The 12478-nt window shown below is 38.5% G+C and carries 9 protein-coding genes and 1 pseudogene; 6 read left to right on the forward strand and 4 right to left on the reverse strand.

Annotation, left to right across the window (positions count from 1 at the left end; genetic code table 11):
• Nucleotides 1-16: 16 nt before the first annotated feature.
• From HFV01_RS07225 to HFV01_RS07240, 4 genes are all read left to right on the forward strand, one after another.
• Nucleotides 17-640: a Uma2 family endonuclease gene (locus tag HFV01_RS07225; RefSeq protein ID WP_193520952.1), complete on the forward strand. Its 624-nt coding sequence runs from the start codon at nt 17-19 to the stop codon at nt 638-640.
• A 136-nt stretch (nt 641-776) separates the two neighbouring features.
• Complete coding sequence (locus tag HFV01_RS07230) at nt 777-6185, forward strand: tetratricopeptide repeat protein (RefSeq protein WP_193520953.1); 5409 nt, start codon at nt 777-779, stop codon at nt 6183-6185.
• A gap of 48 nt (nt 6186-6233) precedes the next feature.
• A complete protein-coding gene (locus HFV01_RS07235; protein ID WP_193520954.1) occupies nt 6234-7169 on the forward strand; it encodes a class I SAM-dependent methyltransferase in 936 nt (311 codons plus the stop codon).
• 149 nt (nt 7170-7318) lie between these two features.
• Nucleotides 7319-8242: a hypothetical protein gene (locus tag HFV01_RS07240; protein ID WP_193520955.1), complete on the forward strand. Its 924-nt coding sequence runs from the start codon at nt 7319-7321 to the stop codon at nt 8240-8242.
• 7 nt (nt 8243-8249) lie between these two features.
• On the opposite strand, the gene HFV01_RS07245 is transcribed toward HFV01_RS07240, so the two are convergent.
• Nucleotides 8250-8537, reverse strand: a complete 288-nt coding sequence (locus HFV01_RS07245) for a glycosyltransferase family 2 protein (RefSeq protein ID WP_318286205.1) — start codon at nt 8535-8537, stop codon at nt 8250-8252.
• Between the two features lie 207 nt (nt 8538-8744).
• Between HFV01_RS07245 and HFV01_RS07250 the strand changes: the two genes are divergently transcribed.
• Nucleotides 8745-10577, forward strand: coding sequence for a tetratricopeptide repeat protein (locus HFV01_RS07250; RefSeq protein ID WP_193520956.1), 1833 nt, complete (start codon nt 8745-8747; stop codon nt 10575-10577).
• Nucleotides 10578-10627: 50 nt separating this feature from the next.
• On the opposite strand, the gene HFV01_RS07255 is transcribed toward HFV01_RS07250, so the two are convergent.
• Nucleotides 10628-10789, reverse strand: a complete 162-nt coding sequence (locus HFV01_RS07255) for a hypothetical protein (RefSeq protein ID WP_193521358.1) — start codon at nt 10787-10789, stop codon at nt 10628-10630.
• A 111-nt stretch (nt 10790-10900) separates the two neighbouring features.
• Here HFV01_RS07255 and HFV01_RS30265 point away from each other — a divergent pair.
• Nucleotides 10901-11038: pseudogene (locus HFV01_RS30265) on the forward strand (tetratricopeptide repeat protein); the annotation flags it as partial.
• Here the strand turns inward: HFV01_RS30265 and HFV01_RS07265 are convergent.
• A complete protein-coding gene (locus HFV01_RS07265) occupies nt 10985-11161 on the reverse strand; it encodes a hypothetical protein (RefSeq protein WP_193520957.1) in 177 nt (58 codons plus the stop codon). The pseudogene HFV01_RS30265 and the gene HFV01_RS07265 sit on opposite strands and share 54 nt — an antisense overlap.
• A 28-nt stretch (nt 11162-11189) precedes the next feature.
• Nucleotides 11190-12167 carry a glycosyltransferase family 2 protein gene (locus tag HFV01_RS07270; protein ID WP_193521268.1) on the reverse strand — a complete coding sequence of 326 codons (978 nt, stop codon included), beginning with the start codon at nt 12165-12167 and terminating at the stop codon, nt 11190-11192.
• Nucleotides 12168-12478 lie beyond the last annotated feature (311 nt).

A 12478-nucleotide genomic window follows, 5' to 3' on the forward strand; every position in this document is an offset into this window, starting at 1 on the left:
TTTATGAGGTAAAATTATGGTAATTGTTTTCCATGTAAAATATACCATAAATTTGGAGGAGTTTTTAGACCTTCCGGAAACTCAACCTGCGAGTGAATATCTGAAAGGAGAAATCACCCAGAAACCGATGCCTCCAGGAGAAAATAGCACCTTACAAATCCGTTTAGGGACGGTTATTAATGAGGCTTTTTTACGCCCAAAGTTAGCTCATGCCTTTACCGAGTTATGGTGTGACTTTGGCGGACAGTCCCTCGTAACCGATATCAGCGTTTTCACTTGGGAGCGCATTCCCCGAACTGAAAAAAGGAGAATTGCGAATGGCTTTGAAGTTCATCCAGATTGGGTTATTGAAATTTTATCTCCCGAACAATCAGCCAATCAAGTGATCAGAAAAATCATGTTTTGTCTGAGTCAAGGAACACAGTTGGGATGGTTGGTCGATCCGAAGGATGAATCGGTGATGATACTGAAACCGGACTCATTTCCGGAAGTTAAACTGGGAGAGGATATTTTGCCGGTTTGGGAGCATCTCAAAAAGTTTCAGCTTTCAGCACGAGAAATGTTTGCTTGGTTAAGTCTTGACAACAGAGAACCGAATCGTTCAATTAATCTAAAATCATCAAATTCCCATGACGATTGATAAAAGCTCACACATCCCATTCCGTCGCCGCCTCGATACTCGTCCAGTCAAGCCGCGTCTAACATTAGCGGAAACTCACTGGAAGTTGGGGAAAGCTTTGGCTTTACGAGAAAAATGGTCAGAAGCAGCGATCGAATTGCGACAAGCGATCGCTTTAGACAACGACTGGCTGGAACCTCAGCGAGAGTTAGCTAGGGTTTTGGTGAAGTTATCAGCCTGGGATGAGGCGGCGGGGGTGTTGCGGGGGGTGGCGGAAGAGTCGCCGGAGGACAGTCAAACCCGGCATTTGTTGGGGGATGCACTCTCCAAGTTGGAGCGGTGGGAAGAGGCGGTGGAGGCTTATCGGGGTGCGATCGCTCTTGATGCGGAGTTCTCTTGGTCTTACAATAATTTGGGGGATGCACTGCTGCGGTTGGAGCGGTGGGAAGAGGCGGTGGAGGCCTATCGGAGTGCGATCGCTTTGAAGGGGGATTTTGCCCTGTCTCACCACAATTTGGGCGAGGCGTTATCGAAGTTGGAGCGGTGGGATGAGGCGGTGGAAGCTTACCGAAGTGCGATCGCTTTAGACAAAGACTCACTGATACTTCAGCGAAATTTAGGTAAGGTTTTGGTGAAGTTATCAGCCTGGGAAGAGGCGGTGACCCTGTGGCAACAGGTAGCGGAAAAGTCCCCAAACGATAGCGAAGTTTGGCATCTGTTGGGGGATGCTTTGTCGGGGTCAGAACGATGGTCAGAAGCGGTGGCAGCCTATCAAAATGCGATCGGTCTTAACCCGGAGTTCTCTGGCTCTCATAATAACTTAGGGGATGCTCTCTTAAAGCTAGAGCGATGGTCAGAAGCGGTGGCAGCCTATCAAAATGCGATCGGTCTTAACCCGGAGTTCTTTTGGTCTCATAATAACTTAGGGGATGCTCTATTAAAGCTAGAGCGATGGTCTGAGGCGGCGGAAGCCTATCAAAATGCGATCGGTCTTAACCCGGAGTTCTTTTGGTCTCATAATAACTTAGGTGAGGCTTTATTAAAGCTAGAGCGATGGTCTGAGGCGGCGGAGGCTTATCAAAATGCGATCGCTTGGCGGGATGATTTACCCTGGTCTCACTACAATTTAGCCGAAGCATTGGTCAAGTTGGAGCGGTGGGAAGCAGCAGTTAAGGCTTATAAAAGGGCAATAGAAATTCAGCCTGATTTGCCTTGTATCTATGAAAAGTTAGGGGATGCACTCCGACATCAAGTCCCCCCCAATCTGGAAGAAATTTCTCAGGCTTATTATAAGGCGATCGAAGTCAATCCCGATAACTTACAGATTTATTATAGAGCTTTAGAAGCTAATCCTCAAGATGCCAAAATTTCTTTAATGTTGGCGGATGCCTTCAGAAGTCAAGGTCAGTTAGATCAAGCAGTTACATTTTATAAAAACACTTTACAAATCGCACCAAATAATACTCAATTGCAAATCAATGCTTGGCAAAATCTGGGAGATATTTGGCGTACTGTTGGGCGTTTAGAAGAAGCAGAAAAAGCTTATCATCAGATCGGGAATTGGAAGGCTAAAACAATTCCATATAAAATTGTATTATTCACACCCTATTATAAAGATCAGCATCCAAACAGACAGGATGAATTAATTTATTGCCTCAGAAAAAATATAGAATGTCCTGAGATTGAAAAAATTGTCTTACTGATTGATGATGGTCATCAGCCAGAACTAGAAAATCCTAAGATTGAAATTATCAGGCTCTCTTCTAGGGCGACTTATCTGGATTGGGTCAAATTAACACAGGCAAGATTTGCTGATAAAATATCAGTTTTGGCAAACACTGATATTTACTTAGATCAATCTATTTCATGGCTTAGAGACATATTTTCTACTAACCCTAATGCTTTTATTGCCCTCAGCCGTCATGAGCAACAAGACTCAGAGCAAACTTTGCACAAGAGTCCCCATCAGTCTCAGGATGTTTGGGCGGTTTATGGAGGATATAATTTTAGTAAATCCTTAAAGAAATCTTTGGAAATTCCTTTAGGATTTCCTCGCTGTGATGCTAAGATTGCCTACTTATTTTCAGTTCATGGTGCCAAAGTTTATAATCCATGTAATCACATCAAGATAGTTCATCTACATGAAACACAGTTAAGGTCTTACGATAAGTACGGTGACACTACGATTTTAGGTAGTACAGCATGGGTTTATCCTAGTAGCAATCTTAGTCAGCCCTCTAAGTTGAAAATGAATGTGTGGACTTTAAATCCAGATGAAGTAGAAAATATTCAAATTAATAATAGTTTGATTCGGTGGCAAGAAGGACACAAAGAGCAAGGTTCAGAGTCTAGGGAAGCAGCCATACAGCCACCAGCAGCCTCAGATTATTGGAGAATAATTCAGTCTCAAGAAAGTATTATTACTGATCCCAAAACCATAAATAATCATTCTCCAGAGAAGCAAACCAGAGAATATTTAGATAAAATTATTGACAAAAGTAGTAATTCTATTTTATTAAGTAGCTTGGAGAAACTTCCTACTATGAAAGGAATTTCTCTAGTAACTTGTTGCATGAATCGAAATGATAATCTTGTACATAGTCTTAAAACTTGGCTAAAACTTGCAGAAATTGATGAAATAATTATCGTAGATTGGAACTCCAATATTCCTGTTAGTCAATCTCTACAAGAATCTGGTATTAAAGATGATCGTATTCTAATTGCTAAAGTTATTGATCAGCCCAGATGGATTCTTACTCTTGCTTATAATGTAGGCCTACAATTAGCAAGATATGACAAAATTCTAAAAATAGATGCCGATAATAAAATAACTTCTGACTTCTTTGAAAAAAATCAGTTAGTTGATCAAAGCGAGTTTTTTGCTGGTGATTGGAAATATTATGAAAATAGATATTTGAATGGAACTTTTTATGTGTGGAAAAAACAATTATCTGAAATTGGTTATTTTAATGAATACATTCAAACTTATGGTTGGGATGATACTAATTTGTACGAAAGATTAACCGAATCAGGCTTAACAAGAAAATTGTTACTAGAGGAAACTCTGAGTAACATTGAACATAGTGACGAACTAAGATTATCGAATAAACCACTTCACGAACAAACGGAATCTCATATAATTAAAAAAATAAAGTCTGATCCAGATTATTTTATTAAGCTTAATAAATTTTTAGTTAATTCAATGCCTAAATGGGCATCCACAAGCAACAGAGTTGAATTTAAACTAATTGGTGGCTTGACAAAAGATTGTGGACAATATCAATTAACATTTCAACAAGTAACTGATTCTCCTAGAATTCCTGAGTATTTGATTGATATGGGGTCACAAATTGTACTCAGATACAAGTTAAGAGAACTTTACAAGAATGATGATTTTATTTTTGATGCTGATGCTTTACAAAAATTTACTGATAAAAACATAAAGCGCATCTGTCTCATGGTAACTCTCTATAATGAAAGCAATAAAAAAAGATGTGAAGAATATATTCAATGCTTAAGAAATAACTTAAATGCAGGTCAGTTTTCAAAAATTATAGTTTTATTGGAAACGGATAAGAGTCAAAAAACTGGGAAATGCACCTATTTTATTAGTGAAGAAATTATAAAAATTCAGCAAAAATATAGTGATATTTTGAGAGTGGAAAAAATCGATTCTCGACCAACTTATCATGATATGTTTGAATTTGCCAATAATTATTTAGAAGAAAATACCATTGTAGTTATTGCTAATGCAGATATATATTTCGACGATACTTTAGCTAAAGTTAAGCAAGTTCACTTAGAGCAAACCTTTTTAGTTTTGTCCCGCAGAGACTTATCGAGAAATTCATCTTTAATCAGAGAATATAAAAATGGCCTTCCCAACTATTTGTCCTCTGATAGCTGGATATTTCAAACTCCCTTACGGCAGGATTTTAGAGCTAATTATCTAATAGGAACTTTCTTTTGTGACTCCTTTTTAAATAATCAGCTATCTAAATCGTCTAATTATTTAGTCTATAATCCATGTTTAAGTATTAACTCATATCACTTACATGACGAATCTTTTAATTCCTCAGAAACCAAAGAGAAGGATACTTCTTTGATACAAAAATTATGGCTAGAAGAATATGAAAATTGTAATCAATCTAATCCTGTAGCAGGTTATCGTTGGTGTACTATAGAGGATGTTATTGAAAATAAAAAAATATATTCTTCACCCCATATTTATCCATCTCGTAATCTAATTTTAAGATTTAATAACATAAATCCCGTAAAATTAATAATATTTATTGATGATTTATTAAACCTTACAGAATCACTTGAAATCAAAATATGGGTTTATGCTTTTGTTGATTTCCATTTCGATAATTTACACAATGTTCATTCATTAATCAAAAACTATAGTGAATATTTGCAAAATCAAAGATTAACTTGTATCGAATATTATGGAGAATGTAATCACCGTGACTATTATCAATTAAAATTAAGGGTTCAGGATGATTGGGATAATTTATTAACCAACATAAAAAATAATACAGAAACTGGGAATAAAACAGCAATCACAGAATTACTAATTGATGATGACTGTGATCTCAATCCAGATCTAACTTCTTTTATGAGTAGAGAATGGAATAAATCTTGGCTCAACCAAATAACCTACACAAATCCTAATTTGTATAAGAGTTATGAGATATACAATAAGATTAGAGAAGCAGAATTAAATTATAAAAAATCTGACCAGCATCGCCAATTTTTATCTTTAGAAATTAACCGTGATTCTAATAATAATCAGCCTCTAATATCTATTGTTACCTCAGTATATAAAGGAAAGCAATTTATGCAGGGATTTTTGAAAAATATTACTGCACAAACAATATTTTCTCAATGTGAGTTAATTTTAATTGATGGTAATTCTCCAGAAGATGAAGGAGAAATTATTGAGAAATTCATTAATGAAAATGGTTTTACTAATATTTATTATCATAGATTAGATAAAGATCCAGGATTATATGAATGTTGGAACACCGCTATTCGTCAAAGTCGTGGTAAATATATTACTAATGCTAACTTAGATGACCGTCGCTCTCGTTTACACCTGGAAATACTAGCTAATCACCTAGAAAATAATCCTCAAATTAGTGCTGTATCTTCAGCACTGGTTGTCACTTACCAACCCAATGAAGATTGGAATTTTTTGACACCAGAGGCAGTTTGGTTTGATGGACTTTCAGGAGAAATAACTTTCGACGACTTATATAAATATAATAATGATGGTATTGTTGTCTCTCGGAATACCCTACACTGTATGCCACTTTGGAAAAAAGACCTACATAGTAAATATGGTTACTTTGATGAACTCAATTATGGTACAAGTGCGGACTGGGAATTTTGGCTCAGATGTTCTTCTCAAGGAGAAAAGTATGGTATAATAGGTTCACCTTTGGGTTTGTACTACCTCAATCCTGATTCCCATAACAGGAGGAATGATGCCGATGGTTCTTTGGAATTACGCATTATTAATAAATATTTTTCTGTAAATCAGGAAAAAGTAATTAAGCAATAAGGCTATAAATATTAACTGACTCTTTGGATGGTTAGACAATTTAAGTTTATGAGTAACAATCAACAGAACATTAACTATCAAGATGCCCCAGCATTATCAGGAGGTTGCTATAGTGAAAAAAAACTCCTAAAACTTGGTTTACCTAACCTTACTGGCAAAAATTTCTTAGATCTTGGTTGCAACATGGGGTTTTATTGTAAATATGCACAGACCCAGGGAGCGTCCCGGGTTGTTGGTGTTGATATTGACAAGCAGGTAATTAATTCTGCCCGTCAGAGCAACGACGGCATTGAATTTTATGATAGTGGTTGGGATAATTTTCCCAGTGGCGAATTTGATGTTATTATTTGTCTTTCCGCAATTCACTATGCAAAAGACCATATCGAATTGATAGAAAATATACGAAATCATTTAAGTCCTGGTGGTTTATTTATTTTAGAAGGAGGAGTCGTTGATATTGGAAAAAATCTTCAATCTGATTTGTTGATCCCGTCATGGCGGCAAGTTGGAGATCGTTGCCGACATTTATCTGAGGGGTTCGTGAAAAATCATTTGTTGGCAGGGTTTAATTGGAGATTGAATGGTGAAAGTGAGCTACGTGGGGGGGATAATATACCACGCTACGTTATTCATGCAATCCCTAAACCAGATGCCGTTGCTAGATCGGCGACAATATGGCATCTTGATATTCAAGAATATGCTGCCTGTCTTGCTCTATCAGCATCAACCATTGTAAAAAATATGCCGTCGTTTAATTATGTTCAGCAACTTGGCTCAATTAGCCCTGAATTCACATCTGATAACTTAATACCTATTCTTTCTGCCCCGGATAATTTTGAGCCATTCGTTGACGATCTGGTTTTTGCATTGATGCCCATAAAGGCATTTACGCGCTTGCATCTTGCACAAAATCTACCTTCCCAACTTTTTCTGAAACTTGTCACAAGATTGTCAAATGCTGGTCTAATAGTAATAGATTCTTAAATCTTGAGAATTTTTGATGGAAATCAAGCCTATATGTAGGGTATCATAGATTTCCATGTATGTAATTTGAGATGTATCTTAGTTTATACCGAATCATGAATGACAATGTATGTATGATGAGTGACTATGTTCGGAACTTGACTAAGCTGATGAACAATGCACTGGAGGGCAATTTCAAAGACTGTTGTGTTGCTGACTTAGGTTCACAAGATCCAGCTATGGCTCAGGCAGTTTTGGACAGTGGTGCTTCTCATTTTATCTTGGTTGACTCTGGGAGTGATACCTATGATAATCCCAAAATTCAGCAAGTGGAGGGAAAGCCTTGGAATTTTAGTTATACTGGAATAGATGTCGCATTCTTTGATTCTCGAAGTTACAAAGATTTTAATTCAAATCGTTTTCAAGAATTGCTGAATAATTTGCTTGGTAATCTATCTCCCAAAGGAATGTTATTCGCCATAATCGAGACTGGAAAAAAACTACCAGGTAAGGATGTGTCCAATCCTATTATCCAAACACCGATAGGCCCACTACCAAGTAACGAATATTTGTTTGGTGATTTATGCAAGAATTGGGCTGTACGATTCCTTGAATGGCTGCCTAGTAATGAACCAACAGTGACCACAAGATTAATGCGTTTTACACCTAAAAAAACCACCTTGTTGTTGATTTTTGCTCGAAGTCAATCTGGTAAAACATCGTTAGCTCGTTCTTTGTTGCAACTCGATCCTTACATACATCTTTCTAATGACTATATCTATAACGAAATTGTGCAACTGGTTAAATCTGGTAAGGGAAAAAACTTACCACCGGAGATAGTTGAAAAAATAGGAGATGGAAGTGGTGTTGCTTGTATGAATTTCAACCGTGCACTTGAAAGTGATTCCGCATTACTGAATCAATATTTATTGCTTATAGAGCCCTTAATTCCATTGAATAAAGATATTGTATCCATGGATTTAGACCTTGTTGATCCTGAAAAAGTTAAATTTATCGTTAATTACTTCTCTATCAGAAATTTTTCTGTTTGGATAGTCATGCGAGATAAAATACTAGACAAATTGATTGTTTAAACCTTAGTTAGTTTGCTAAATTGGGGTAGACATGGGCGCTGGCAATGACTATAATATCACCACTGTCAGCCCGACAGCCAAGGTTGAGGGCGCGACCAAAGGAAAAGTCTTCAGGGCGAATGCTAACGATTTTGACCGGGTAGCGGGAAGCAATGGAGACTGTGGCATCCGTGGAGCCAGAATCGACTATAATAATTTCGCGATCGGTCAGGGTCTGTTGCGTGATGCCGCTGAGTAAGCGGCCGATATGTTGTTCTTCGTTGTAGCATCGGATAACTAGGGAACACTTGACCATAATTTTTATAGGTTGCGGATTCTCAATTTTAGGTTAGCATAATACGGGAGACGTGGAAGGAACCATTATCGTTTCAGAAGGAGTATGTTAGTGTTGGAAGGTCAAGAAAGAGGCGATATTTTTTTTGGGAGGGCAAGAAACCTGCAACAATAGGGTAAAAATGACTACAATCAATTGTTTAATTTAAATTACAACTACAAAAGATAAATGCCGATTTCAAAACATTTAGAAAACCAAAAACTATTTACAAAAACTGATATTTTACTGGCATCTTATCCGCGTTCTGGCAACACATGGATGCGACTTCTTCTCAGTGATGCTATTTTACAGTTACAGGGAATTCAAACAACTACAGGGGGCAATATAGTTCCTGATGCTTATAAAGTCAGTATCAATGAATGGAACAAAAAAGTGTCTATGCCATTAAAGTTTAGAATCATAAAAACTCACGAACCATTGTTTTTTCAAAAAGAAATAGAAACTCAAAATCGAGTATTCTATTTATTTAGAAACCCTGCCGACTGTTTGTGTTCATATTATTATTATCGATTGAGATATTGTAAAGATAGGGAAAGTGAAAATGAAATTAATACCTTTTGTATGGAGTATTTGGATCAGTGGTGTTCTCACATCAAAAATTATATAGAATACAAACAAAGACATCCTGAATATATCATATTTTTGTCATACGAAAAAATTCATAATAACCCTGTGAAAGTTTTGAACTATATTTTAGAAATTTTAGGCTTTTCTAATCATCAAAAAATTTGCGAAATAGCAGTCAGAAATCAGGAATTTAAAAAAGTAAAAAGTTTGTCAAAACTAGAAAAGCCTGATATTATGGGTTTCTGGGAAGATCATGGTTATCAAGAATTCTTTAGGCAAGGCAAGGTTGACAGCGCCCAAAAAGAATTATCGATTGATAGACTTCGGAGTATTCGAGAGAAAGCTGTGCCTATGTATAAGATAGCCAGAGCGTTTGAACCAATTTTTGATTATGAATTTTCTGGCGAATTGTTTGAAAAAACTGTCGATCAAAACATAATCAAGAATCATTTTCTAGCCGCAAAAAAGTATTCTCGTTCAGAAGACTATGAGAAAGCGATCGCCAACTATCGAAAAGCCATTCAAATCAATGCTAACTCTGATTGGTCATATCATAACTTAGGTGATGTCTTGGGAAAAATCAATGCTTGGGATGAAGCGATTATTAATTATCGACAAGCTTTGACAATTAACCCTAACTCAGCCTGGTTTAATTTTTGTCTGGCTAACGCTCTAACTAAACAAGGTAACATAGATGAAGCCGTAACCTATTACCAAAAGGCGATCGCTTTAAAACCAAACCAAAAAATTATCCAGAAAAAACTTCAAGACATTGATAAGGAATACCACGCACTAGCTGAAAAGTGCTGCCAAGAAAACCACCTAGAAGAAGCGATCGCCAACTATCAAAAAGCGATAAAATTTAACCCAGATTCTGCCTGGTATCACTTCGGCTTAGGTAAAGCACTGCAATATCAAGGGAAAGTAGAAGATGCGATCGCCTGCTACCGAAAAGCGATCGACCTCAATCCCAACATCCCAGACTTCCGCCATTTGTTAGGGGAAGCCTTGACCAAACAGGAGCAGTTAGAAGAAGCCATATCTTCCTACAAAGCAGCCTTAGAACTTGCGCCAACGGCTGCTCACTGTTACCGAGGTTTAGGTTTCGCTTTGTACAAAAAGGGGGAACTAGAACCAGGGATCGACTTTTTAAAAAGAGCGATAGAATTAAGCCCCAAATATCTGGCAGCCTACAATCAACTAGGAGAAGCCTTATTTGCTCACGGGGACTTTTCCCAAGCGATCGCCTGTTATGAAAAATCCATCGAACTCAACCCGAAATCTCCTTTCCTTTATGGTCAAATTGCAGAAATACTAGCAGAGCAGGGTCAAATAGAACAAGCAGTGCAATATTACCGAAATGCAATTAAACTTGACTCCAGACATCAAGCTACACATCCTAATTTGGTGGCAGCATTGTCTCCTTCAGAATAGTAGTGTAGGCTAGAAGAGGCGGTGGATGCTTTTCAAAAAGCGATCGCACTTCAGCACTTCATCCCCATTTCCCTGGATTTCAGTAATCGTGCTAGGGTAGTGGTAGGCGGGCTGTGATGTAATGCGATCGCCTCATCCAACCTCCCAGACCGTTTCAACTGATTCGCCTGTCTCAGTAACTCCCCCGCACTCATTCCTTGACTACTCCTCATAACTCACTTCTCAATCCACACCCACCCCTGACATAGACCAGCATCATATCACGATACTTACCCAACTTGACAAATTTCTATGGCTGTGGTATAATAGGGGTTGGTTTCTGCATAGTCTGTGCTTTAGTAGTCTGGGGAGTCAGAAAATTGGTCAGCGATTTTGATAGGGGTAATCAACTGCTGCAGAGCGGTAAGCTAGAAGAGGCTGTGGATGCTTTTCAAAAAGCGATCGCACTTCATCCCCACTTCCCTGGATTTCAGTAATCGTGCTAGGGTAGTGGTAGGCGGGCTGTGATGTAATGCGATCGCCTCATCCAACCTCCCAGACCGTTTCAACTGATTCGCCTGTCTCAGTAACTCCCCCGCACTCATACCAGCGTTATTAATTATTACTAAAACATCAGTCTACCACAGTCTTACTAATCAAATTCTGCCAATCTGGTAAATCTGTCAAAAAACCAATATCCCAACTCTGACCATTCTGCACGGAAAACTTTTTAAAGCACCCCACCCAGTCGGCAATAGTCTCCATTCGATAGTAAGGGGTATATTCCCAAGAGCGATTTAAAAAATCAGCCATGTCCGCATACAAGCCCTTATCATAGTGATACCAAGCCAGCCATACCAGAGTATGATAGCGCACAGAACTCTCCATGGCTCGGATGGACTGGGGTAAATCTTGATGAGCAAAAAACTTATCTAGTACCCTCACTACACAATCAGCCTGAGTTTTGGCGTTTCTGGTGGTGTTCCCCCCATACCGACGATAACCCACGGCAACCCGCGGCCACCAAGTCGCCTCACACCCCATCAAGGCTAAACGCAAGACTAAATCGACATCGTGGGATTGTCGCAACTCCCTATCAAAACCCCCCGCCTTTTCTAGGGAATTCTTTGTGACTAATAAGCTACTGGTTTTGACCGGTTTATACCTTAACCAACTCTCTAAGGTGAGTTCGGGAACTTTATGCCAAGGTTCGACATCAATGATTTGATTACGGAGTTCATCGACAATGCGCCATCCGGTCTGGACGATCGCTAAATTAGGCTGTTGGTCAAATAAACTCACCTGTTGTGCTAACTTTTCTGGTAACAGCCAAAAATCATCGGCATCTAAAAAGGCAATTAACTCCCCCTTGGCTTGGTGAATCCCCAAATTCCGAGCTACAGCAGAACCTTGATTTTCCTGGTGAAAATATCTAATTTTATCCCCTAATGATGCGACTACCTCCGAGGTTCCATCTGTGGAACCATCATCAACAACTATGATTTCATAGTCTTGATAGGTTTGGCTTAAAACACTTTCGATCGCTTCCCCTAAAAAGCGATCGCCATTATAAACGGGAATAATTACACTGACCCTCGGATGTTGATTCAGATTCCGCCTCCTAGTGACTCACAATTAGACTGCAATTATAACACAGGCAACAGGCCAGTTATCCTTCTATACAGGTTGTTCAGAAATCGTGCTAAACATTACCCTCACCCTAAATCTGGATCCCAGGTGGACAGAGGGACTTTGACAGCCTATTGCATAATTACTGAAAAGGTTGTAAGCGATCGCCTAGGGTCTGCCTAGCACATATCCCCTATCGCCGCCAGACAACAAATAGGAACTGCCGACAATTTTTGAGAGAATGCGATCGCCGCCGAGGGGATAGCGGTTTCTTTTTCATGAAATCATGTAAT

Origin of the sequence: Limnospira fusiformis SAG 85.79 (assembly GCF_012516315.1) — a bacterium.
Classification (GTDB): domain Bacteria; phylum Cyanobacteriota; class Cyanobacteriia; order Cyanobacteriales; family Microcoleaceae; genus Limnospira; species Limnospira fusiformis.

Excerpts from the sequence above, each read along its gene's own strand:
- HFV01_RS07225 (WP_193520952.1), top strand. The coding sequence starts at position 17 with ATGGTAATTGTTTTCCATGTAAAATATACCATAAATTTGGAGGAGTTT.
- HFV01_RS07235 (WP_193520954.1), top strand. The coding sequence starts at position 6,234 with ATGAGTAACAATCAACAGAACATTAACTATCAAGATGCCCCAGCATTA.
- HFV01_RS07240 (WP_193520955.1), top strand. The coding sequence starts at position 7,319 with ATGAACAATGCACTGGAGGGCAATTTCAAAGACTGTTGTGTTGCTGAC.
- HFV01_RS07245 (WP_318286205.1), bottom strand. The coding sequence starts at position 8,537 with ATGGTCAAGTGTTCCCTAGTTATCCGATGCTACAACGAAGAACAACAT.
- HFV01_RS07250 (WP_193520956.1), top strand. The coding sequence starts at position 8,745 with ATGCCGATTTCAAAACATTTAGAAAACCAAAAACTATTTACAAAAACT.
- HFV01_RS07255 (WP_193521358.1), bottom strand. The coding sequence starts at position 10,789 with ATGAGGAGTAGTCAAGGAATGAGTGCGGGGGAGTTACTGAGACAGGCG.
- HFV01_RS07265 (WP_193520957.1), bottom strand. The coding sequence starts at position 11,161 with ATGAGTGCGGGGGAGTTACTGAGACAGGCGAATCAGTTGAAACGGTCT.